The organism is Vagococcus intermedius (assembly GCF_029144185.1).
GTDB classification, from domain to species: Bacteria; Bacillota; Bacilli; order Lactobacillales; family Vagococcaceae; genus Vagococcus_D; species Vagococcus_D intermedius.
This window is the reverse complement of the sequence record NZ_CP110232.1, coordinates 706,410-731,342: the sequence shown is the minus strand read 5'-3', so window position 1 is coordinate 731,342 and position 24,933 is coordinate 706,410. Positions and strand designations below refer to the sequence as shown.

The 24,933-nt window shown below is 36.8% G+C and carries 21 protein-coding genes and 1 pseudogene; 1 reads left to right on the top strand and 21 read right to left on the bottom strand.

Going from position 1 to position 24,933, the window contains the following annotated elements; genetic code table 11:
- Positions 1-34: 34 nt before the first annotated feature.
- From OL234_RS03350 to OL234_RS03340, 3 genes and pseudogenes are all read right to left on the bottom strand, one after another.
- Positions 35-172, bottom strand: a pseudogene (locus OL234_RS03350) (alpha-L-fucosidase); the annotation flags it as partial.
- A 28-nt stretch (positions 173-200) separates the two neighbouring features.
- On the bottom strand, positions 201-1,070 hold the full coding sequence (locus tag OL234_RS03345; RefSeq protein ID WP_275469759.1) for an ROK family protein: 870 nt from the start codon (positions 1,068-1,070) through the stop codon (positions 201-203).
- Between the two features lie 35 nt (positions 1,071-1,105).
- On the bottom strand, positions 1,106-2,068 hold the full coding sequence (locus OL234_RS03340) for a glycosylasparaginase (protein ID WP_275469758.1): 963 nt from the start codon (positions 2,066-2,068) through the stop codon (positions 1,106-1,108).
- A gap of 378 nt (positions 2,069-2,446) precedes the next feature.
- On the opposite strand from OL234_RS03340, the gene OL234_RS03335 reads away from it, so the two are divergent.
- Complete coding sequence (locus OL234_RS03335; RefSeq protein ID WP_275469757.1) at positions 2,447-3,766, top strand: Sapep family Mn(2+)-dependent dipeptidase; 1,320 nt, start codon at positions 2,447-2,449, stop codon at positions 3,764-3,766.
- A 51-nt stretch (positions 3,767-3,817) separates the two neighbouring features.
- Here the strand turns inward: OL234_RS03335 and clpB are convergent, their stop codons facing one another.
- From clpB to OL234_RS03245, 18 genes are all read right to left on the bottom strand, one after another.
- Positions 3,818-6,421, bottom strand: a complete 2,604-nt coding sequence (gene clpB, locus OL234_RS03330; RefSeq protein WP_275469756.1) for an ATP-dependent chaperone ClpB — start codon at positions 6,419-6,421, stop codon at positions 3,818-3,820.
- Positions 6,422-6,629: 208 nt separating this feature from the next.
- Positions 6,630-7,142 carry a PadR family transcriptional regulator gene (locus OL234_RS03325; protein ID WP_275469755.1) on the bottom strand — a complete coding sequence of 171 codons (513 nt, stop codon included), beginning with the start codon at positions 7,140-7,142 and terminating at the stop codon, positions 6,630-6,632.
- A 20-nt stretch (positions 7,143-7,162) separates the two neighbouring features.
- A complete protein-coding gene (locus tag OL234_RS03320; protein WP_275469754.1) occupies positions 7,163-8,026 on the bottom strand; it encodes a sialate O-acetylesterase in 864 nt (287 codons plus the stop codon).
- A gap of 28 nt (positions 8,027-8,054) precedes the next feature.
- Positions 8,055-8,699, bottom strand: a complete 645-nt coding sequence (locus tag OL234_RS03315; RefSeq protein ID WP_275469753.1) for a FusB/FusC family EF-G-binding protein — start codon at positions 8,697-8,699, stop codon at positions 8,055-8,057.
- A gap of 148 nt (positions 8,700-8,847) precedes the next feature.
- Entirely contained in the window at positions 8,848-9,312 is a 465-nt protein-coding gene (locus tag OL234_RS03310; RefSeq protein WP_275469752.1) for a hypothetical protein, read from the bottom strand.
- 95 nt (positions 9,313-9,407) lie between these two features.
- Positions 9,408-10,646: a peptidase T gene (gene pepT, locus OL234_RS03305; protein WP_275469751.1), complete on the bottom strand. Its 1,239-nt coding sequence runs from the start codon at positions 10,644-10,646 to the stop codon at positions 9,408-9,410.
- A gap of 21 nt (positions 10,647-10,667) precedes the next feature.
- Positions 10,668-11,765, bottom strand: a complete 1,098-nt coding sequence (locus OL234_RS03300; protein ID WP_275469750.1) for a Nif3-like dinuclear metal center hexameric protein — start codon at positions 11,763-11,765, stop codon at positions 10,668-10,670.
- Positions 11,762-12,463, bottom strand: coding sequence for a tRNA (adenine(22)-N(1))-methyltransferase (locus tag OL234_RS03295; protein WP_275469749.1), 702 nt, complete (start codon positions 12,461-12,463; stop codon positions 11,762-11,764). Before OL234_RS03295 ends, OL234_RS03300 begins: the two co-directional genes overlap by 4 nt.
- A 65-nt stretch (positions 12,464-12,528) precedes the next feature.
- Positions 12,529-12,993, bottom strand: coding sequence for a hypothetical protein (locus tag OL234_RS03290; RefSeq protein WP_275469748.1), 465 nt, complete (start codon positions 12,991-12,993; stop codon positions 12,529-12,531).
- 126 nt (positions 12,994-13,119) lie between these two features.
- Entirely contained in the window at positions 13,120-14,232 is a 1,113-nt protein-coding gene (gene rpoD, locus OL234_RS03285; protein ID WP_275469747.1) for an RNA polymerase sigma factor RpoD, read from the bottom strand.
- Between the two features lie 21 nt (positions 14,233-14,253).
- The gene (gene dnaG, locus OL234_RS03280) at positions 14,254-16,206 is read right to left on the bottom strand and encodes a DNA primase (protein WP_275469746.1); all 1,953 of its coding nucleotides are present in this window, start codon (positions 16,204-16,206) and stop codon (positions 14,254-14,256) included.
- Between the two features lie 449 nt (positions 16,207-16,655).
- On the bottom strand, positions 16,656-18,743 hold the full coding sequence (gene glyS, locus OL234_RS03275; protein ID WP_275469745.1) for a glycine--tRNA ligase subunit beta: 2,088 nt from the start codon (positions 18,741-18,743) through the stop codon (positions 16,656-16,658).
- 1 nt (position 18,744) lies between these two features.
- Positions 18,745-19,647, bottom strand: a complete 903-nt coding sequence (glyQ, locus tag OL234_RS03270; protein WP_275469744.1) for a glycine--tRNA ligase subunit alpha — start codon at positions 19,645-19,647, stop codon at positions 18,745-18,747.
- A 363-nt stretch (positions 19,648-20,010) separates the two neighbouring features.
- Positions 20,011-20,823: a DNA repair protein RecO gene (recO, locus tag OL234_RS03265; RefSeq protein WP_275469743.1), complete on the bottom strand. Its 813-nt coding sequence runs from the start codon at positions 20,821-20,823 to the stop codon at positions 20,011-20,013.
- Positions 20,824-20,888: 65 nt separating this feature from the next.
- Positions 20,889-21,794 carry a GTPase Era gene (gene era / locus OL234_RS03260; protein ID WP_275469742.1) on the bottom strand — a complete coding sequence of 302 codons (906 nt, stop codon included), beginning with the start codon at positions 21,792-21,794 and terminating at the stop codon, positions 20,889-20,891.
- A gap of 70 nt (positions 21,795-21,864) precedes the next feature.
- On the bottom strand, positions 21,865-22,260 hold the full coding sequence (locus OL234_RS03255) for a diacylglycerol kinase family protein (protein WP_275469741.1): 396 nt from the start codon (positions 22,258-22,260) through the stop codon (positions 21,865-21,867).
- The gene (gene ybeY / locus OL234_RS03250; RefSeq protein WP_275469740.1) at positions 22,244-22,720 is read right to left on the bottom strand and encodes an rRNA maturation RNase YbeY; all 477 of its coding nucleotides are present in this window, start codon (positions 22,718-22,720) and stop codon (positions 22,244-22,246) included. The genes OL234_RS03255 and ybeY overlap by 17 nt, the downstream gene beginning before the upstream one ends.
- A 3-nt stretch (positions 22,721-22,723) precedes the next feature.
- Positions 22,724-24,922 carry an HD family phosphohydrolase gene (locus tag OL234_RS03245; RefSeq protein WP_275469739.1) on the bottom strand — a complete coding sequence of 733 codons (2,199 nt, stop codon included), beginning with the start codon at positions 24,920-24,922 and terminating at the stop codon, positions 22,724-22,726.
- Positions 24,923-24,933 lie beyond the last annotated feature (11 nt).

Sequence of the window (24,933 nt, the reverse complement as noted above, 5' to 3'; positions counted from 1 at the left end):
TTACTTTTAACAAGTTAATTCACTCACAAAAACTATTGGTGGTTCCAGCTGTTTCATATAAGCCATTTGGTGAAGTTTTAAAACCATCGACAGAATTATAATCCACATCAGATTCTACATCTTCATGTATCTCTGGAATTTCATTATCTTCTAATGACACATAATCATATTTTCTTCTATACACGTAACTATATTTTCAATTACATTTTATCAACTAAAAGACCAGCCCCTATTAAGTTGGCATCATTTTTATAGTGAGAGGTAACAATTGTTGGTTTAATCGGACATCTTTGACCGTATCCCATCACTACCTCTAACTTTTCTTCAAGTTTAGTTAGTAAATTGGACTTATTTGAAATACCTCCACCTACTACAATATATTCTGGGTCCAGTATGTATTGTAAATTGTAAAGTCCTTTAGCTAAATTCAGATACAAATTATCAACATAAGTCAAGGCTAGTTCCTCCCCTGATTCCGCACGGTCGAAAACTTCCTTGCCACTTAGTTCTTGTCCGACTGCTTTTGAATAAGCACGCGCCATATGGACTGCCGACCCTGTCTTACTCCACTCTTCGTTAGCATCATCCATCAACATCATGCCAAATTCACCAGCAAAATTATTAGCACCTGCGACAAATTCACCATTCATAACAATTGAACCACCAATCCCCGTTCCTACAATAATAAAAATAACATTTCGTCCACCTTTTGCTGCACCTGCTACTACTTCAGCATGACAAGCACAGTTAGCATCATTTTCAAAATATATCGGTAACTGATAACTGTCTTCAAAGTGCTGTAAAAATGGGAAATCATGTAGATAATGAAGAGAACTTGCTCCATCAATTTGACCTGTCTGGTGGTTTGCTATTCCAGGTACACTAAATGAAATAGCCTCAATATTATGTTCTATTAAATAACCTTTAATCATACTATCTAAGTTATCAGCCATCTCTGGCCAGCTTTTAGGCGAGTAAAAGCTACGGCGCTCACTTAAGCTAGCTCCATTAAAGATTGCGCCTTTCACACTTGTTCCACCGATATCTATTACGAGTTTATATTTAGACACACCCATCATTCCTTTTTCCTTTTTAATAGCACTGATTACTTCCCTAACTGATCAATCGGGGTTTTGATGCGTTTTTCATAAGCATCTAACCAAGCTTGGGTGATTGGTTCGATAATTGTTTGATCATCTTCACCCATTTGCGCAATATAAATTGCCGGATCCTCTTGTTCATTGGCTACTGAGAAGGTAAATTCAACGTTAGTTGCAACGCCCCACTCACCTTTAGAATTCATTGCAACAAGTGAAAAAGCACCTGCCTTACCATAACGTTTTGTTAGTTTATGATGGAAGCTATACATCGCTTTATCTGCAGCAGCTTGTGGGTGCAAACCTTCACCCATCAAACGGACAATCTCATAACTTAAGCACCCTTTCATCAAATCTTCACCTAAGCCAGTCGCAGCTGCCCCACCGATTTCACTATCCACATAAAAACCGGAACCTGAAAGTGGTGAATCTCCCACACGACCGGCTTTTTTCATGAAAAGACCTGAACTAGAAGTTGCCGCTACCATACTACCTGATTGGTCCAAACTAACTGCCCCAATGGTATCGTGGCCATCATAAGCACTTAACCCTTTTTCTTTCATTTCTTCTAAGCGCAGTTCATACATTTTTTTTGAGCGTTCTGTTATCATATTCTTTCTTTCAAAACCTTCTAATTGAGCAAACTTAGTCGCCCCATTTCCGACACGAAAACTATTAAACTTATGCTCACTTAAAGAACGAGCGACAGAAACTGGATTAGCTACATCCACAATGCCAGCAACCCCTCCAATTTTGAAAGTATCGCCATCCATATAAGCTGCATCCATCTCTAAAATTCCTTCTTCGTTAGGCAAACCACCATAACCAACAGATTTATAATAGGGATAATCCTCTACCATTTTAATACACGTCTCAGCGGCATCCCCTGCTTTACCATTTTGCTTTAACTGTTCTGACGCTGCGATAATACCATCATGCGCCATACGCCATGTTGCAATAATTCCCCACATAAATTTTTACACTCTCTTTCTTCTGAAGTAATTAAGCCTATATTAAATACTTTAGGTATAATCTGACAATGTCATTTAAAAGTATTTTATACAACAGCTTTACCAAGAAATCGTTTTCTTTTTATAAATGTATCTTACAACATCTACCAAACATTATATATACTTTTTTGTTTTTTTGATTGTTTTTTTTGAAAAAATAATCAAAAATACCCTGTACCTCTTATTTAAACATTGTTCAAAACTCTTAAAAAGTATATACTATTAACAACAAGGTCTGTCAACCTCCAAAAATACCTAGGCAATAGTAGCAAAATTCATTTTAAGACCAAATCATTTAAAACAATACTTAAGCGTCACCATTAAAAAGGAGCGATAACAATGACAAACTTAGATTGTAATGTGATTAGACAAGCTGTTTCTGCTAGACAAGCCGATTTTTTCAAAGGTTTAAAAGAGGTTATGCAGATAAATAGCGTGAAAGGTAAACCAGAAATAGACGCCCCTTTTGGCGCTGGGCCTAAACAAGCCATTTTAAAAGCCCTTGAGCTGGCAGAGTCGCTAGGCTTTAAAACCCAGTTAATCAATAATGCTATGGGTTATGCTGAATGGGGCCCTGAGACCCGAGATTATCTAGGAGTTATTGGGCACTTAGATGTCGTACCTGAAGGGACAGGTTGGGATTATGACCCTTTTGATTTAACGGAAGATAACGGGATTTTATACGGACGCGGAGTACTTGACAATAAAGGACCTATCATGAGTAATCTCTATGCCCTTTCGGTTTTAAAAGAACTAGGATTTGTCCCCAACAAAACCGTTCGGATTGTCTTTGGTAGCGATGAAGAAAGTGGTTCAGCTGATATACCCATGTATCTTGCAGTAGAACCTGCCCCAGTCTATGGCTATACGCCTGACTGCAAGTATCCAGCTGTTTACGGTGAGCGAGGCGTGGTTGGCATAGATATTGTGACACGTTTTTCAGATAATTCAGCTACTCAAATTGAAAGTTTTATTGGTAATTTTGACCGTAGCAGTGTACCAGATACGTTAAATATTACCTTAAAAACAGGCGAGCACTTAGAAATCAAAGGAAAGCGTTCGCCTAGTAATGCCCCAGAAATGGGACTTAATACCATTACCTTATTTGCCAAACAAGCGACGGTATCAGCACGTTTCAATGGCGAGTTAGCTACTTATTTATCATGGCTAAGTGCGTCTTTCCATAATAAGCATGATGGTAGTGGGATCGGGGTAGCTTTTTCCGATCAAGAGTCAGGTACCCTACAATTAACACCTTACGAGTTGGAAATTACTAAGGATCAAGCAAGACTATCTTTATCAATCCGCTACCCTATCTCCGTCACAGAAGAGAAAGTTCTATCAGCAATGACTGAACATCTAGTTCCAAATAGTGACTTGATAGTCACGCGTCGGATGAAATCGACAGTCTTTGATCGCCATCATCCAATGCTTAAAACAATGCAGAGAGTTTATAAAGACTGTACAGGCGAAGATGGGACACCTGTCACAACCACTGGGGCAACCTATGCGCGGAGTATGCCAAATATTCTCGCTTTCGGCCCTTCTTTTCCTGGTCAAAAAGGGATTGCTCATAATAAAAATGAGTATATGGCTGTTAGTGATTTAATGAAGAATATGGAAATCTATGCGCTAACTTTAGCCGAACTATTGGCATAAAAAAAAGACTCCTCAATTCGAGGAGCCTTTTTTATTAACTTTTAGTTATTTTTAAGGTTCTGCTATCACTTGGCTATCAAAAACTAATTGACCATCACGCAAATCAACTGTCACACGACTTTCGGGACCAACGTTTCCGGCAATAATTTCTCTAGCAAGTGGGGTTTCAATTTCTTTAGTTAAGAAACGTTTAAGTGGACGTGCCCCGTAGGTTGGGTCATAGGCTGATTCGGCCACCCAATCTTTCGCAGCATCTGACATCTCTAACTGAATGTCTTGATCTTCTAAACGACGACTTAACTGACTGGTCATCTTATCAATAATCCGTTTCATATTAGCTAAAGTTAATGGTGTGAATAAAATGGTATCATCTATTCTGTTTAAGAATTCTGGTTTAAACTGCAACTGTAATTGTCCCATCACTGACTCTTTTGTTTCTTGTGGTAGGGTTCCTTCTGCCGTCACACCATCTAATAATGTTTGTGAGCCTACATTACTTGTCATAATTAAGACTGTATTTTTAAAGTCAACGATTCGACCTTTAGAATCTGTTAAACGACCATCATCTAACACTTGGAGTAATAGGTTGAAGACATCTGGGTGTGCTTTTTCAATTTCGTCCAATAAGACAATCGTATACGGACTACGACGAACCGCTTCCGTTAATTGACCGCCTTCTTCATACCCCACATAACCTGGAGGAGCTCCGACTAGACGAGAAACTGAGTGTTTTTCCATATACTCACTCATATCAATTCTGACCATGTGCTCTTCTGAGTCAAATAAGTCCTCAGCTAAAGCTTTAGCCAATTCTGTTTTACCAACCCCAGTTGGTCCTAAGAATAAGAATGAGCCTAGTGGTCGATTTGGGTCTTGTAAGCCAGCACGCGAACGGATAACAGCATCTGACACGGCATCTACTGCTTCATCTTGGCCAATGACCCGTTTATGTAGGGTCTCATTCAGACGTAAGATTTTTTCTCGTTCCCCTTCAACTAACTTCGTCACTGGGATACCTGTTAAGCGCCCTACAACTAATGAGATTTCATTATCTGTTACGGCTTCTTGAACTAAACGTCCTTCGGCTTGTTCATTGCCAGCTTCTAGGGCTTTTAGTTCTTGTTCTAATTTTGGAATCGTCCCGTGACGTAAGACTGCCGCTTCTTCTAAATCATAGTTACTCTCAGCTTCTTCCAGTTGGTGACGTGCTTTATCTAACTCTTCACGTTTCGTACTAAGTTGGTTGACTTCTGCTTTTTCAGTTTCCCAACGCATTTTCATACTATTAGCTTCTTCACGAAGATCGGCTAACTCTTCTTGTAAGGTATCTAAACGTTTTTTACTTGCATCATCTTGTTCTTTTTTTAGTGCCGCTTCTTCGATTTCTAGCTGCATCAACCGACGTGTCACTTGGTCTAGTTCGGTTGGCATTGAGTTCATTTCCACCCGAATAGTCGCACATGCCTCATCAACTAAATCAATCGCCTTATCTGGTAAATAGCGGTCTGTGATATAACGATTAGATAAAGTAGCCGCTGCCACTAGGGCGTTATCATGGATATTGACTCCATGATGGATTTCAAAACGTTCTTTCAACCCACGTAAGATACTGATGGTATCTTCAACGGTAGGTTCTTTTACTAAGACTCGTTGGAAACGACGTTCCAATGCTTTATCTTTTTCCATATATTCACGGTACTCATCTAAGGTTGTGGCACCAATACAATGTAGCTCACCACGAGCTAACATTGGTTTTAATAAGTTGCCAGCATCCATGCTACCTTCTGTTTTACCAGCTCCAACAATGTTATGGATTTCATCAATAAATAGGATGATTTGCCCATCGCTTTTCTTAACTTCTTTTAAAACTGCTTTTAATCGTTCTTCAAATTCGCCACGGAATTTAGCACCGGCAATTAAAGCACCCATATCTAATGAGAAAATTACTTTGCCTTTTAAGTTTTCTGGGACATCTTTTCTGACAATCCGTTGAGCTAATCCTTCAATAATGGCTGTTTTACCAACCCCTGGTTCCCCAATTAGGACTGGGTTGTTTTTCGTTTTACGAGACAAGATTCTGACAACGTCACGAATTTCTTCGTCACGCCCAATAATCGGATCTTGTTTCCCACTTTTAACAGCTTTGTTTAAATCTATTGCGTATTTTTCTAACGCTTGGTATTGTTCTTCTTGATTTTGTGACGTCACACGATCGCCTCCTCGCATAGTTTCGATAGCTTGGCGTAACCCTTTTTGAGTCATGCCATGTTGTGTTAAAAATTTAGCTAACGGATGATTTGGTAAAGCCATTAAGGCTAACACGACCACTTCTGTTGCCAAATAATCATCTTCAAAATTGGCACGGATTTTATCTGCTTCTTGTAATAAGTTAAATAAATTTTGACTTAGTCCTTGACCGTACTGAACATTTCCTTCAATAACAGGTAATTTATCAAGGGCTGAATCGACTTCAGCTACAAAGGCATCCATCGGTACCCCTGCATCAGAATAAAAATTATAAGCAAAATGATCTGGCTGTAAAAAAATCTTCCAGAGATGAGCAATATCAATTTCTTGATGCTTTCTCGTCACCGCCACTTGTTGGGCTGCTGCAATTGCTTCTTGTAACGTTGTTGTCATTTTTTCAATATTCATATACCTTCGCCTCCTTGATTACATAACTAAGTATACTACTAAGGTCAAAATAGGTCAAACAATATACTCACCTATTTTTCAACTTAATTTTTCTCTTTAAAGTAGCTATGTCTACTTATCATCCACTACTTTTTAGTCAATGCTACGACTATCATACGAGATTTATTTACTAACTGTCATCCGTCCTAAGACGTAAAAAAGAACCTAATTACTTAGGTTCTTTTTCTTGCTCATTCAATAACTCCTGATACCATTTCAAATTCACTTGATGATGGGCGATTGAATTTTCTAACATTTTTGCAAAGGCAGGGACTAAACTTTCAGGTGTTTCTAGTGCCTTTTGAGTCTTCCTTATCTTCTCTTCAGTTTGAGCAAGCTGTTGTTTAATCAATTGCTTAAATTCTTCTGGCTCATAATTTTCTGCAAATAATAAGGGAGCATAAAAGGAGAGCGTCACATAATCGGTTTTAGAACCATATTTGACCATTAATTTTTTAAATTGTTTGTCTCCTGCTTCCGTCAGCTGATAGTGGTAGGCTTCTTTATTTTTATTGAGAGGCGGTGAGGATGGCTCTAGACGTTCAAGCCAGCTTTTTTCTTCTAACTGTTGCAAATTATAATAAAAAGAGCCTTTGGTAAAATTGACCACATAATGATAATGACGCTCTGTCATCAGGCGTAGTAACTCATAACCATGAGCCCCAGGATTTTCTTTGAGCATTCCAAGTATCAATAAAGGGATCATTTCGCTTCCCTTTCTTTTGGTTTTTGAACTTGCGCCAAGGTCTGTTCAAAATCAAGATAGGTTATCTGTCCCATAGCCAACTCATAACTCGCTAAATAAAGCCGCTCATTTATTGTTTTAGGGCGATCTTCATCGAGGACCAAACTGTTTTTTTCAGATTCTAAAGGTGACAAAATATGCTCACTCCTTTTGAACGCTTCATAATAACGCAGACCAAATTTCCTTTGAGATATAGCATCTAAGTGAATTCCATCAGGATTAGCAGTCAGCTTAACTGCGCTGACAAAATAACAGTTGTCTTGTTCTTCAGCAAAACGTTTCAGTTCCTTTGATACGTTTTTAAACTCAAGACAATGCTGACCAAAGCCAACTTTGCCTAAATAATCGCCTAGGCCACCTATTATCACCGGAATCTCTGGCACATTTAGATCAGCTCTTAACGCTGTTATAATAGTTAATAATTTTTGATAATATGTTTCCCATAGGCCATGATAACTGTCACTTTCACCTTGGTGCCATAAGATACCCGCTAAGTCACTTTCTGCTAAAGCTAGTTTTGCTTGACACAAAGCATGTTGATAAAGAGGCCCTTCTACTGCCCACTCATCCAAAGAACTACCACCTTCGGCACAGGGAATTAAACCAATCTCTTCGGTTGGATGGTCACTTACCCACGATAAGGCAAAAGAAGAAGCTAACCCGACACCAGCCACTTCTCGATCGTAGTTAATCGGTTCTGCCATCAATTGCCAACGACCATTTCGTAACATTTTAATTTTTTCATTGCAAATACGTGGCACCTCGTTAATAAAGCCACGTCCAGCCATATTAGATTGACCTAACATTAAAAATGATTTCATTTCTGTCTTTCTCCTTTTCAAAATTATCTTACTTACCTTGATAACGTGCAAAAAATTCCGTTATGCCTTTTAAAGACGTTAATTGATAATTACACTGGTCACTGTCTACACAGATATAATTACCTTTTTTAGTATACGATCCATCTGCGCCTGCCTTGGTCGTTGTTAAAAATAAAGAAACGTTCGCTTCATGTTGACATACAGCACAGATTCCTTTCTTAATACTAGGTTCAAAATGACCATAAAGCCCAACAAATTGTTGATTGATAGGCGCCATCATGTATTTCTTTTGGCTACCACTATCTGTCCAACTAAGATAGGAATAGCGTGTCAGCTCCCACTTAGAAATATCTGGTATTTTTAATTTTTTGACTTTTCTAAAACATTTTTGAATTTGTTTATCAGATGGTTGCTCTAACGGCAATACCTCAGTTTGAAGTTGACTTAAATAACTATCTGCTCGTGTTTTAGTCATACTTGGGGTCATAACTTGCTCTAAAAATAAGTCAACTTTTTCATATTTTTCTTTTAACCGCCGGTTAATTTTTTCTTCAATCAGCCCTTCAAAAGTAGCAATTGTCCTAGGATCATTGACTGATTGATAGGCATTAATTAAATGATAGGTTTGTTCTTTGATGTAGTTAAAATCATGTGGTTTGATTATTTGAGGCATTTCGATCACTCTTTCTCTTATCTAACTTAAATATAAATTATAGTCTAATTAGACTATATGTCAACCCTACTTGACTAGATAACAAAAAAAGCCCTGATAATTCAGCGCTTTTTGGCGTAAACTTATAATTTTAGTTAATAGAATTCATCTATTCGAAGCCTTCATCCATTAAATAACCAGCAGCTTGTTCTCTTGATTTAAAAACCGCTTCAACCGAACCAGTCGACATTAACACAACCCACATATAGTTAGAGTAACGTAACGTTAACATGTCACCACGTTCGTCATACCACTCTTCTTGATAGCCATCTTCATAACCATCTTCTGTTTTACGTAATTCTTCGATGGCTTTAGCCACTAATACTTCAATCTCTTCTTTTGTTGCGTCAATGACTGAAATATAGCCATCTTTTGTTTCTTCTTTTGGTAAATAACCAGCAAAAACAAAAGCATTTGCACTTTTTGGATGTAAATATTTTACAACCGTTGTTTTTGGTACAGCACTTTCTTCAAAATGGTAGTTAAGTCGGTTCATTGACACTTCTTGTACTTTTAATTCGGAAACACTATCAAACAATGCTTTCTTTTCTTCAAAGGATAACAATCCATTCACCTCGTTCTAATCTTTCTTTTATTATGCCATAGAAAATAGGAAAAACCTATCTAAAAAAAGAAAACTTCTCCCGAAGAAGAAGTTTTCTTAACTAATTAAGCTTGTTCAGCGTTTAAACGCGCAATCTCAACAATAACTTGTGTCGCTTTTTCCATTGTTTGAACAGAAACAAATTCAAAACGACCGTGCATATTTTCAGCACCAGCAAAAATATTTGGTGTTGGGATACCCATCATTGAAATCTTAGAACCATCAGTCCCCCCACGAACAGGTTCCACTTTTGGTGTCACACCAATCGCATTCATCGCGTCTTTAGCCAATTCGATGATACTCATATCTTTTTCAATCACGTCACGCATATTGTAATATTGATCATACATATCAATAACAATACGTTCTTGATCAAAATTAGCATTTAATTTAGTTTGAATATCTGTAATAACGGCTTTACGTGCTTCAAATTTTTCACGATCATGGTCTCGAATAATGTATGACATTTTTGCTTCTTCTTCGTTACCTTCTAGAGCCATTAAATGATAGAACCCTTCATAGCCTTCTGTTTTTTCAGGACACTCATCTGCGGGTAATTCATTATGGAATTTGATAGCAACTTGGAGCGCATTAATCATTTTATCTTTAGCAGATCCTGGGTGAACATTTTTACCATGAATGGTAATGTTAGCTTGAGCCGCACTAAATGTTTCAAAATGTAATTCGCCTTCTGGACCACCGTCCATTGTATAGGCAAAATCGACACCAAAACCTTCAGCATCAAATTTATCAGCACCTGTTCCGATTTCTTCATCAGGTCCAAAGGCGACACGGATTTTACCATGTTTGATTGAATCGTCTTTAATTAAGATTTCCATTGCTGTCATAATTTCAGCAATTCCAGATTTATCATCTGAACCTAATAAAGTTGAACCATCTGTTGTAATTAAAGTATGGCCTTCATAGTTAGTCATATTTGGAAAATCTTTTGGTGCTAAGACATACTTTCCTTCTTTATCTAAAGGAATATCTGATTTACCGTCGTAGTTTTCAATAATTTGCGGATTTACATTCACCGCATTAAAATCAGCTGTGTCCATATGAGCAATAAATCCCATACTACGCACGCCTTCTTTATCTGTATTGGCTGGTAAAGTGGCTGTTACGAAACCATTGGCTTCATTGTAAGAAACCTCTGACATACCAATTTCTGTCAATTCTTTCATTAACACTTTGGCAAATTCAACCTGTGTGGGCGTTGAAGGGGTCATTGTGCTTTCAGGATTTGAACGAGTTTCGGTTTTGACATAAGATAAAAAACGAGGTACTAGATTTTCATACATAATAACATTCTCCTTTATTGGTTAATAATATTTAAAAGGGTTTGTATCTGCTTCAGACTGAAGAAATACAACGTCCCAATTATAAGCTTCTTTCCATGTGTTACAAATACCAGCTAAGCGTGACTGGCAAAGCACTTCAATATGATGACCTGGATCAATAACCGACAAGCCATCTGCTAACATATCATGAGCTGTATGGTAATAAACATCGCCTGTAATATAAACATCTGCCTGTTTTTTTAAGGCATCGCGATAAAATTTCTCACCACTTCCGCCACAAATCGCCACTCTTTGAATCAACTCTGTCGGATTATCACTAATCAAACGCAAACCATCTAAATCAAAGGTCTCTTTGATTTGTCTAACAAACGTTTCTAAGCTAAGTGGTTCTGATAAGTTACCGACACGACCAATTCCATAAGTCTTAACTTGATCCACCGCTTCTTGCCAATCATAGATGATATCTTCTGTTTTGCTAAGAGTCTGAAGTAAGTGTGTCATTTTTGCCTTATCAGTCTCTAATACTAATAGTTGTAGTTCTATTTTATCACAACTAAACTTATCTAGCTTAAAATCCAGCTGATTATTTGTTAATTGTAATGTTTTTGGTCGTTCGGTTACAGTTTTTGTAACCATTTCCATTCCTTTAATAACACTAATTCCAGCTAAAACCTGTTCAATAGTTGACTTAGCTGCAGTTAGCTTTAATTGATAGTATGGAATATGATGAGTCGGTGCTAAATAAGTGGTCTCATTGATTCCTAATACATCACAAAACCAATCATTTAAACCATTCTCTATAATGTCTAAATTAGTATGTGCAGCATACACTGCGATATCATGTTTAATTAACTCAGCATACATTTGATTTTGTGGGTCATCCATAGTTAAACGTTTGATTGGTCTAAAAATGGGTGGGTGTTTGGCAACAATCAAATCAACTTTTTTTTCAATTGCTTCGGCCACTGTCTCTGGTCGAACATCAAGTGTTAGCATCACGTTAGAGATTTCCTGATCTAGTGAACCAAAATGTAGACCAACCGGATCTCCCTGTTCTGCTAGTTCTTGCGGACAATAACTTTCAAAACGTTTAATAAAATCACGTACTAGAAGACTCATGCTCTCAGCTCCTCAATCCATTTAACCACTTGTTTTAACTCACTTATTTTGGCTTGATGATCGTTATTAGTTGTCTCTAACTGGGCTAAGATACGTTGTTTTTGTACCAATTCGCTCGCCCACTTTTCTAAAAAAATTGGTGATTTCTCTTCCAATAAGAACGGGCCAAACAATAACTCTTGATCGGAATAACTCGGTGCTTCTACCGCTTTTTCAGCAACTAGAATTTCATAACGTTTTCCGTCTTCTTCTAAAATCTCTTCAGCAATCAACTGGTATTTATATTTAACCAACCACTTGCGCAAGCGTTTCTCACCAATATTAGGTTGTAATATTAAACGCTCTTTTCCCGTTAATATCCCCTTGTTAACACCACGATCTAAAATATCACTAATTAATGAGCCACCCATTCCAGCAATCGTCACAGTATCAATCTGATCATTTTTTTCTACCGCCTCTAAGCCATTCGCTAAACGAACCGTAATATGTTCGGATAATCCACGTGTTTCTACTAATTTTTTAGCAGATTCAAACGGACCTTGAACCACTTCTCCGGCCACAGCAGCTTCTATTTTACCATTTAGATATAACCAGGCTGGTAAGTAGGCATGATCTGACCCAATATCAGCAACACGTGCACCTGGTTCTACATAACTCGCTACGTGAGCCAAACGTTTTGATAATTTTTGTTCATTCATCTTTTAATCACAACACCTTTAATTTATTTACTCACTATTATAGCATTTTCACTTTCAAAACGGCATTATTCCACTATTTTTTTAATTGAAATAATTGAATTTCCAGGAATTTGAGGTGGTAATGATCTGGTCGTCACAGCATGTTCTTCTAAAGCTACTTCAACTTGTGTTCCTTTAAGTAATTTGTCAGGTGTCAGCTGGTCAAGTAATTGTTTTTGACTCGCATTTAAGACTACCCCTTCTTCACCAAATCCCATAGCAAGCTCTTCTGGATCTTTAATTCCTTCAACCGAAACTAAAGTCAGACGAACACTGTCTCCTTCTATGCTTGCATCCTCTTTTAAAACGGCTTTTAAAAGAGTTGCTTTATCATTTTTTTGATTAACCTCTTTATCATTTTTATCGACCATCTCTTGACTAATCTCCGTCTGTTTTTCACTAGTTTTATTTGTCATTTTTTCTGGTGTACAGCCTACTAAACTCAAACAAACAAGTCCTAAGGCTAAGATAATTCCTTTTCTTTTTAGCATATCTAGTCATTCCTTTTCTTTTACAATTTAACTTATTTCTTATTCTATTATACCTAAAATCTTTAGGTTTAATAGAAAAAAAACTCTACTAGGAAGTGAACCTGCTAGTAGAGTTTTTACTAATATTTATTCTAAGAAATCTTTCAATTGTTTTGAACGTGATGGATGGCGTAATTTTCTTAAAGCTTTTGCTTCAATCTGACGAATACGTTCACGTGTCACGCCAAATACCTTCCCAACTTCTTCTAAAGTACGTGTACGACCATCGTCTAAACCAAAACGTAAACGTAATACATTTTCTTCACGGTCTGTTAAGGTGTCTAAAACACTTTCTAATTGCTCTTTTAGCAACTCATAAGCTGCATGTTCTGCAGGACTTGTCGCATCTTGGTCTTCAATAAAATCCCCAAGGTGTGAGTCATCTTCTTCACCGATTGGTGTTTCTAATGAGACAGGTTCTTGAGCAATTTTTAAAATTTCACGAACCTTTTCAGTTGGTAGATCCATCTCTGCCCCGATTTCTTCTGGTGTTGGTTCTCGTCCTAAATCTTGTAATAATTGACGTTGAATTCTGATTAATTTATTGATTGTTTCTACCATATGAACTGGGATACGAATCGTACGTGCTTGGTCAGCAATCGCACGCGTAATCGCTTGACGAATCCACCAAGTGGCATAAGTTGAGAATTTAAATCCTTTAGTATGGTCAAATTTTTCAACAGCTTTCATCAAGCCCATATTACCTTCTTGAATTAAATCTAAAAACTGCATACCGCGCCCAACATAACGTTTGGCAATACTTACAACTAAACGTAAGTTAGCTTCAGCTAATTTTTGTTTCGCTTCTTGATCACCTTGTTCAATACGTAAGGCAAGTTCAACTTCTTCTTCCGCCGTTAACAATGACACACGTCCAATTTCTTTTAAGTACATGCGCACAGGGTCATTGATTTTAACACCTGCGGGGGCAGATAAATCTTCTAATTCTTTTTTATTCACTTTTTCTTCTTTTTTCAAACTACGTGCAGCCGGTTCACCTGACTCATCTACAACACTAACGCCTTGATCCTCAACTTTTTGAATCAAACTATCCATTCCTTCAGAATCTAAATCAAATGGTGTGGCAATTTTATTCGTCAATTCATCATACAAGACTTCACCTTTAAGTTTATGTTCTTTGATAAATGCCGATACTGCTTTGTCATAATTTGCTTTGTTTACTTCTATCTCTTGTGCCATGGAAGAAAGCCCCCTTTTATATTATCTAACACTTTTTAACTCTCTTTGAATCATTATAATTTCAACAGTCAGCTCTTGTTCCAACTGTTTATTACCTGTACGGTTGGCTTCTTTTTGTTGCGCCAATTTTTCTTGTTTTTTTAATTCTAATCGTTCCTTATGAATCGCCAATAAATAATCATCAATCTCGCGAATAGAACTTTCCTCTGACAACTCTTTTAAAGAGAGTTGTGTGACTAAAGATTTTAAATGATCCTCTTTTACATAATTTAAAAAATCTGCTAAAACAAACGTCCCTTGCGTTAACATATAATCTGTAAAATGTTGGTAAAGCTCCTGATACTCATCATGAATGAAAGAAAAATCGGGTAGTTGATTAATCTTAGAGGCAACTCCTCGTTCGGCCATAGCACGACACAGTAACAGTTGTTCGGCTTTTTCACCTACAGACAATTTTCGTTGTTGAAATACTTTTGGTAAAACACTACTGTTAGGTGCCAACTCTATTTGAGCATTTTCTAACATCTCTGGAGGTTCTTCATAACCAAACAAACTTGGATCATCTGCATACTCGTGTTGAGGATGGGTAGTAGCATTGACTTGACGTTTTGATTGTCTTTCTTGTCGCTCTTTTTGATTTGTTTCTTTTTGACGCTCACGAATCTCAGCCATGATAGCATCGGTTGATAAACCAAAGTCTTGAGAAAGTTGAGAAATATACACTTCTCTTTCAATGACTGATGGAATCTTGACCAACTCATCCACCATCTTCTGAATGTAGGCAATTCGTTCTTGCTCATTAGTTAAGTTTTTACCACGCTTGTAGAAAGTCATTTTAAAACTAAATTCAGTTTCTTGATGATGGGTCACTAACTCACGAAAATCTGCTTCACTATTAGCTTGAATATAGTCATCTGGATCTAGCCCTTGAGGCAGACTGACAATCCCTAATTCTAGGTTGGTTTGTTTAGACAATAACTCAACGGCTCGACTGGTTGCCTCTACTCCTGCGTTATCACCATCATAACAAATGACCACCTTTGGTGTCGTTCGTTGAAACATCTTAATCTGCTCATTGGTTAAGCTTGTTCCCATTGAAGCAACCCCATGCTTAATACCAGCTCGATAAGCCGCAATCACATCCATAAATCCTTCAAATAAAATAAGTTCTTGTTCTTTTCTAGCAATACCTTTTGCTTTGTCAAAATTAAAAAGAACTTGACGCTTATTAAAAATAGGTGTTTCTGGAGAATTTAAATACTTAGGCATTTTTTTAGAGTCAATATTCTCCATCTCAAGTAAGCGTCCCGAAAAGGCAATGACTCTTCCTTGAGCATTTTTTATTGGGAACATGATTCGTTGATAGAAGCGATCCAAATACTGACTTTCTCGTTCTGTCATTAAACCTGAATCAGCTAAAAATGCCGCCGAGACTTGCTCTTGTTCAAATACTTTTTGTAATAAAATCCGTTCAGCTGGTGCAAAACCGATTTGGAATTCTTTAATTAAGTCTTCCGTTAGGCCCCGTTTTTTCAAATAAGCTAACGCTTTTGCACCAGACTCTGTATTCATCAAGACATGATGATAAAGATCAGCTGCCTTTTCATGGAGCTCAATTAATACCTGCTGCTGTTTTTGTCCTGCGCTTAATTCTTGTGTTGCAGGCGTCTGAAAATCAAAATCAACTGAGACTTGACTGACCTCAGCTGTTTTTTTTACCGCCTCTGGAAAAGATAAGCCCTCAAGTTCTTGTAAAAACTTGAAAACATTTCCCCCCTTACCACAACCAAAGCAATGAAAAATCTGCTTGTCTTCAGCAACTGAAAAAGAAGGAGAGCGTTCCTCATGAAACGGACATAAACCGAAATAATTTTTTCCCGATTTTTTTAATTGAACATATTGCCCGACAATATCTACAATATTTGATTGACGCCTAATATCCTCAATTAGCTCTTGGGGGATATACTGTGACATTTGTCTCACCTCACGCTTCTGGTGTGTTAGTTATCAAAGGTCGCCCTAAACCCATAATGTTTAGCACGACCTTTAGTAAACGTCCACAAATATTCATAATCTATTATAGCACAATTATGAGGTTTTTCAATTACTACGTTTGAGTAAAAATACTTGCTCTTCCCCTAAAAAATAATCTAATGATTTTATTTAAAGTGACTCACTCTTCAAACTTTAACTAGTCATAGTAAGCTCACCACTCGATAATAATCCTTAACTTACTAACAAGTTTTTATCATCACGACCCTTTAATACTCAAGGAAAATAATCGTCATCTAGTTGTTAAACTTAAAGCTATTTTAGCTTGACTCGTCGTTACACTCAAAAAAGGTGAGACATTTAATAACAATTAATGTCTCACCTTTTTTTATTTTTCACCTAGCGGTTGTCAGTTTACTGAAAACTATAGGTTATTTTACAACTAACAAATCTAAGCTAGCAAATGAACGAACCATACGTGCAATACGATATAGCTGACGTAAACGATTATTTTTAACTTTTTCGTCTTCGACCATTACCATTGTTTCCTCGAAATAAGCTTCAATTAAGGGATACAACTCTTTTAAAGCATCGTAATTATCCGCTAATGACTCAGTTTTAATGGAAGCCTCCACTTTAGTCACAGCATCATACAAGGCTTTTTCAGCATCATTTTCGAATAAACTTGGCTCGACAGCTACTTCAATATCAGCAGCTAATAAGTCATACCCCTTAGCAGCTAAATTAATTGTCCGCGTTAAGGCTTCAATTGATGGTTTGAAATCCTCTTCTTGATGACGTGCTTTTAAAATAGTTGCTGCTTCTACCATGGTTGTCAAGTTACTTGAGTCAGCATTAATAACCGCTTCAATAATATCATGACGGACTTTTTTAGTTGAAAGATATTGTTTCATGCGTGCTTTCATAAAATCGATTACTTGAGTTGGGGCAACAGTCACTTCAATACCAAAGCGAGTCGTATCACTATTAATAAGTGTTGCAATCTCTTCTTGGATTTCAGATAGTGGGAAATCCCAACCCATTTTAGCCACAATTCTTACAATGCCATAGGTTTGACGACGTAACCCATAAGGATCATTTGATCCACTTGGTATCATGCCAGCATTAAAGAAACTCATAACAGAATCAATTTTATCAGACACAGCCAGGATAGCACCTAACATTGAAACTGGTAAATCGCCTTCACTTGAGACTGGTAAATAGTGCTCACGAATAGCTTTAGCTACTGCTGGATTTTCACCTTGCATCAAGGCATACTTCTCTCCCATAATTCCCTGTAACTCTGGGAACTCACCGACCATATTCGTCATCAAATCAAATTTATAAATATCAGAAGCTCTTTGTAATAAAGCAAGCTCAGCAACCGTTAACCCTAATTTTTGACCTAGTAACTGGGCAACAGCACCTGTACGTTGCATTTTTTCATAAATTGAACCAATTTTTTCGTGGAATGTTACTTGTTTTAATTTTTCGACACACTCAGCAATGCTTAGTTCTTTATCATCACGATAGAAAAATTCCGCATCCTCTAATCGTGCCGTTAATACTTTTTCATTTCCTTTAATGACATTGTCAATATGTTCAGCATTACCATTACGTACTGAGACAAAATGAGGTAGCAGTTTACCATCATTATCAGTCACATAGAAATAACGTTGATGTTCTTTCATTGACGTTATTAAAACTTCTTCCGGAATATCAAGATACTTTGCCTCAAAATTTCCAACAAAAGCAGTGGGATACTCTACTAAATTGTTAACTTCCTCCATTAATTCGGCATCAAGTGTTACCTTGAAGTTTTGTTTCGCTTCTAAGGCAACAATTTGTTTAACAATTAGCTCTTGACGCTCATTTGCATCAACTAAAACAAATTGTTCTTTTAAGTCGGACTCATAAGTTGTAGCACTCTTGATAGTAGCTTCTTGTCCTAAGAAACGATGACCACGAGAACAACGTCCTGTTTTGCTATCTAATAACTCAAAAGGGACTACCTCGTCATCTAATAAAGCAACTAACCAATGAATCGGACGAATATATCTAAAATCATAACTTGCCCAATGCATACTAACGGGGAAACTAATACTCTTAATTACATCAACCATCCCTGCTAAAATTGTTTTAGCCGTCTCGCCTTTAACAAATTTATTGACATGAACATATTCGACCCCTTTGATTTCTTTAAAGAAAATGTCATCAGGTGTCAGTCCTTGACCACGAACAAACCCTTGAGCTGCCTTTGACCAATTGCCTTCATCATCCAAAGCAATTTTTTTTGCTGGTCCTTTCGCTTCCTCTTCAATATCTTCTTGCTTATCAGCCAACTCGTTGATGCGGATAGCTAAACGACGAGGCGTTGAGAACATTTCGATTGAGTCAAAAGTTAGACGATTTTCCTTTAAAAATTTTTCGGTTTTTTCCTTCAGCTGGATAACACTTGGTGTCACAACATGAGCGGGCATCTCTTCTAAGCCAATTTCTAATAAAAAGTTATGTGCCATCTTATTTAGCCTCCTTAGTAGTGTCTTTATTTAATAGTGGGAATCCTAATTTTTCACGTTCTGCTACAAATGTTTTGGCAAGTTCACGCGCCATTTTACGAATACGTGATAAAAAGCCTGCACGCTCTGTTACTGAAACTGCTCCACGAGCATCTAATAAGTTAAAGGCATGGCTGCATTTTAAAACATAATCATAGGCGGGATGAACTAACCCTTCAGCGATACATTTTTCTGCTTCTGCTTGATATTTTTCAAATAAATCAAATAACATCTCTTGATTACTCACTTCAAAAGCGTATTTTGAATGTTCATACTCTGGTTGAATAAAGATTTCACCATATTTAACACCATCTGTCCATTCTAAATCATAAACACTTTCAACTTCTTGAACGTAAGAGGCAAGTCTTTCAATCCCAAATGTAATCTCACTTGTAACAGGGCTACATTCTAAGCCACCAACTTGTTGGAAATAGGTAAACTGGGTGATTTCCATTCCGTCTAGCCAAACTTCCCAACCTAAGCCTGCACAACCCATTGAAGGATTTTCCCAGTTATCTTCAACAAAGCGAATATCATGCTCTAATGGGTTAATCCCAATAAGCTCTAAACTTTGTAAGTATAATTCTTGAATATTGTTCGGTGAGGGCTTCATCACAACTTGGAACTGGTGATGCTGGAATAAACGGTTAGGATTTTCACCATAACGACCATCATCTGGTCGACGTGACGGTTCTACATAAGCAGCATTCCATGGCTCTGGCCCAATAGCACGTAAGAAGGTGTAAGGACTCATCGTACCTGCTCCTTTTTCTGTATCATAAGCTTGCATTAACATACAACCTTGTTCCGACCAGAATTTTTGTAATGTTAAAATCATTTCTTGTACTGTCAGTTTCTTTTTCATTCTTTCTCTCTCCTTTGCGTATTCACTTTTAGTTGAGCAGCCTTTAGACAACAAACAAAAAGCCCTATGCTCAACATAAAATATGTCAAACATAGGGACGACTAATCGCGGTTCCACCCTACTTCTGATTGTATTAATCAGCAGCTTCGTTATCGTTACTCTAGAGCGCCTTTTCAATGTTCAGTTTAAGTCGGCTCACACTCTCCCAACCTCGCTTAGTAAAACAAGACCATTTACTTTTTCTCTTTCATCGTAACTATTTAATTAGTTTTATAATAGCCCTTAATTTAACCTGTTGTCAACTGCTTTTTCAGTTCTCTCTCTATTTATCAGCTAATAGATAACCTTATTTAAGAGTTATAACTAACTGTCTGGCATTTCATCTTCACGAGTTCCTTGACGTGGTTCCAAAGGCTTTATCAGTGTCTCCCATGATTTCATTTCATCAATGAATTTTTTAGACTTTAAATTAAGACCCGTAAACTCTTCATACAACTCATCTATCGTTTTGCGAATATTATTTTTTGTCTCCTGTTTTAAATTTATCGACTGAATTTGATCTAGGCTAATGGATGAAAATAACCTGATAAAATGAATAGCCCGTGCATCAGCATGTTGACGTCTATGATCTCGCTCAAAATGTTTCTCACACAAAATCCCTGAGTACAAAGAAGAAAAATCAAACTTTCCATGAGTTTCTCCACAAATCGCACAGCTTGTCCAATTAAATTCTAAACCAAAACGATTTAAAAGTTGGATTTCAAATATATTAGTAATGATTTCTGGATCAATTCCTTCATTGAGATAGTCAAGAGCTTGTCTAGTAAAACCGAATAAGGCTGGGTCATACACTTGGTCTTCAATCGCGGCATCGACCAAATTCAATATATAAGTGCCATAAGCACTGATAAAAATATCTTGTTGAATCGCGGTATGACTGGTGATATCTTTGGCATCATTTAAAAAGGACAGTCCTTCTACCTTAATTTCTGCTAAATAATTAGCTTCGGTAAAAGGCAGAATGGCTGCCGAAAGACTATTATTCCGTCGGTTACCATTTCTTACAAAAAACATCAGCTTACCATATTTTTCTGTGAATAATTTGACTAACTTATCTTTTTCTCTATGATTTCGCGTATATAATACTAGTCCTTTGGTTTCTGTTCGAAGCCCCATTACTGCCCCTCCTTTTTCAATTTCAAATAAAAAGAGGGATGATTACACGAATCACCCCTACTTGTTTAATAATCCATATCGCGATAGCCATAGTCTTGTAAATGTTTTTGTTTATCACGCCAGTTTTTCTGAACTTTGACCCAAAGCTCTAAATAAACTTTATTACCTAACAAGTTTTCAATATCTTTACGGGCTTTAATCCCAATATCTTTTAACATCTTACCGCCCTTACCAATAATGATTCCTTTTTGGCTTGAACGCTCAACAATAATTGTTGCTTGAACATGAACTTTATCATACTCATCACGACGCATATCCTCAACCACAACTGCTACTGAATGTGGCACTTCCTCACGCGTTAATAATAATACTTTTTCACGTACTAATTCTGATACGATGAAGTATTCTGGGTGATCTGTTACTTGGTCTTCTGGATAGTATTGAGGACCTTCAGGCATCTTGCTTTCTAAAATAGTTAATAACTTATCAACATTATTTCCTTCAGTTGCTGAGATTGGAACAATTTCAGCAAAGTCCATTTGCGATTGGTAATCTTCAATAATCCCAAATAATTTATCTGGATGAATCGTATCAATCTTATTGATAATTAAATAGACAGGCGTTTCACTTTTTTTCAAACGTTCGATAATAAAATCATCTCCACGTCCACGTGGCTGCTCTGCACTTACCATAAATAAAGTAGCATCCACTTCACGTAAGGCACTATAAGCTGTTTCAACCATAAAATCACCTAAGCGATGTTTCGGTTTATGAATACCAGGTGTGTCAATGAAGACTATTTGAGCATCTGGAGTTGTATAAACCCCTTGAATTTTATTACGTGTTGTTTGAGCTTTATCACTCATAATCGCAATTTTTTGTTTTACTATACGATTTAATAATGTTGATTTACCAACGTTTGGGCGACCAATAATCGCCACAAATCCTGATTTATGTTCCTTTGAATTCATCTAGTTTCCTCTTTCTATAACTAGCAACTTAGCTTCAAAATATATTGTTTGTCTCAGTTGCAAAATTTTATTACATGTATAACCAATTGATAATCTTGGGAATAAATATCAAACTACCAACTGCTAATGCAAGTACTGCACTTAATAATACCACACCTGCTGCCATATCTTTAACTTTTTTAGCTAAGGGATGATACTTACCACCTGTTATCAAATCTACTAAATTTTCTGTAATCGTATTTAGCATTTCCATTAAGATAACTAAAAAGATAATTAACATTAGCCAACGCCACTCAGTTAATGACAGTTGAAAAGCTACACCTAAAAAGCTGATGACAACCGCCATTCCCACGTGGATTTTTAAATTTCGTTCTTCTTGAAGGGCCTGAAGCAAACCGTCACACGCATGTTTTGCAGCAGTTAAAAGGTTTTTATTTTTACTGACTTTCTTATCTCTCAAGTCCATATGCTTCTAAGATCTTTCTTTGCAAGTCAAACATTTCTTTTTCATCTTCTGGCGTCATATGATCATAACCATTTAAGTGTAAAAAGCCATGGATTGCTAAAAATCCAAGCTCACGTTCATATGAATGACCATATTCTTTGGCTTGTTCTTCAGCTCGCTCAATCGAAATCATAATATCTCCAATATTGCGTGGCATCGTTTCAAATTCCTCATCAAAGATAATTGGCATTTCATCTTCACCAAGCTCTTCTAAAGCAAAACTAATCACATCCGTTGGCATATCTTTTTCACGATAGTCACGATTAATTTCTTGAATTCTAGCATTATCCATAAAGGTTACAGACATTTCTGTTTCAATTTCTAAATCCAACTGCTCACCAGCAAAGGTTAAAATCTTTTCAATTTCATCAAGCTGAACTTGGCTAACTTGATTTGTTTCATCCATTAAAGTTATTTCCATAATTTAAGATCTCTCTTCCTGTTCTTTTTTCATCTTTTCGGCTTCTGACTGCATTTTTGGATATTTAATGCGTGAATGGAAGGTACTACATAAACCATTAACCAGTGAGTTTTCAATAATTCGAATCTCTTTTAAGGTCAAACCTGTATCATCCAACTGACCATCTTTGATACGTCCATCAATCAATTTGTGGACAAATTCTCTAATTTTATCATTAGAAGGATGATCCATCGCCCGAACTGCTGCCTCACACGTATCTGCTAAACTTACAACGCCAGCTTCTTTGGACTGTGGACGTGGTCCTGGATACCTAAACTCTTCCTCAGTCACTTCAGAATTTCGTTCTTTCGCTTTCGAATAGAAGAAGCTCATCAGCGTTGTCCCATGGTGTTGACGACAAATATCAATTACCATTTGTGGCATTTTTTCCTTTTCTAAAATCTTGACGCCTTCGCTAACATGACTAAATATAATCTCTTTACTATCTTCTGGTAAAAGGAAATTATGAGGATTTTCTGCCCCATCAGGTAAATTTTCTACGAAAAAGTTAGCATGTTTAATTTTACCTATATCATGATAATAACAACCTACACGAGTTAAGAGTGATTTCCCGCCAATATCCGCTACCGCATTGGCACTAAGACTCGCTACCATCATACTATGATGATAAGTCCCAGGTGCTTCTTCTAACAATTGCTTTAATAACGGATGATTAGGATTACTTAATTCATTTAAGACCAGGACACTATCATCATTTAGTAATAATTCAATATAGGGATGTAGCCCTACAGACATTAGATACGTAAAGACATTCCCCACCAAAGCACAAACTAATAGCGTTAATGTTTTAGAATCTTGAAACTCCATCCCTTGATAGATGGCCATTAGTAGGACAAAAACTAGAGGGAAGATAATCAACCAGATAGCAGCTGCTCCTAGCTGACGCCCAATCCTTTCACGAGGAATTAAAGCTGCCATCATCCCGGTAAAGGCATAAGTCACAGCAATCAATAACATCGTACTCGTTCCTAATAACTCATAAAAAACGAAGATTGAAAAAGCTACCTGAAATAACGCACCCATAATACTTGCTCTGCGGTTGATAAATAAATTTAAAACAAGAGGCGTAAAGGCTGCTGGGAAAGTCATCGGCAGCGCCGACATATTTTCAGCTTCAAAAATTAATAGTGCTTTCATCACAATAATACCGACTAGCATCATGACGACATAAAACGTCATAAATCTTATTTGCTTCTCTTGACCTTTGGTCGTCATCACAAGGTAACCTAGTACTGCCATTTGTAAAATAATCAATAGTCCCAAGGCAACTAAAGGAAACAGCGATGGTTCTCGATTGGTTAAACCTAAAATCTCAAGCTTTTGAATCGCTCTTTTATCAATTTGAACTCCTTCACGTACAATCACTTCACCTTGATAAATCATAACAGGCTTCACATTGTTCTTAGCCTGATCACGTAACTCTTCTGTTTTCTTATCATTAGCCGCTTCATTAATAACAATTGCTCGATCTGCAACATATTTAATTAATTGTTGCAAATCACGATTGATATTTAAATATTGAATTTCATCATTGACCTTCTGACGAACTGATTCTAGATTGCTACTTCTAATTGGTTCAGCCATCTTAGTTTCAACAAGTGTGATACTTTCTTTCTTAACTGTTTCAACATCACTTTCTGATAATTCAAAAATACCTTCATAAAAAACATTGGGAAAACCTTGATAAAAACTAATATCATCCTGATTAATACTTTCAAATTTTTTCTTTAATAATACAACTTTTTCTTCTTTGGTTACTTTTTGAACACTGTCTTTATCTTTAGTGTTAGCCCGCTCACTCTCATATTCCTTCTTAGCTTCTTGACTTACTTCTGTAATCAATTTGAAAAGTTGTTCAATTAATTCTGTCTGTTTGCGTCCAATATCTTTACTGTAAGTATATTCTGGACTGACTGCTTCGGCAGCTAATACTCTTTTTTCTTCTGTTTCATATCTATTTTCTATTGTTTTGTTGGCACGAATCGTTTCCTCAGCCAACTGGCCTTCTGTAATCGAAACTTCTTTTTGTCTCACATTTCCATATACCAATAAAAAACAAATAATGGCAAATCCTAGTCCTAATAAAAGCATGTACCTTTTACCAAACTTATACTTACCAACTCTGACATCTTTTAATTTCATATCAAAACTCC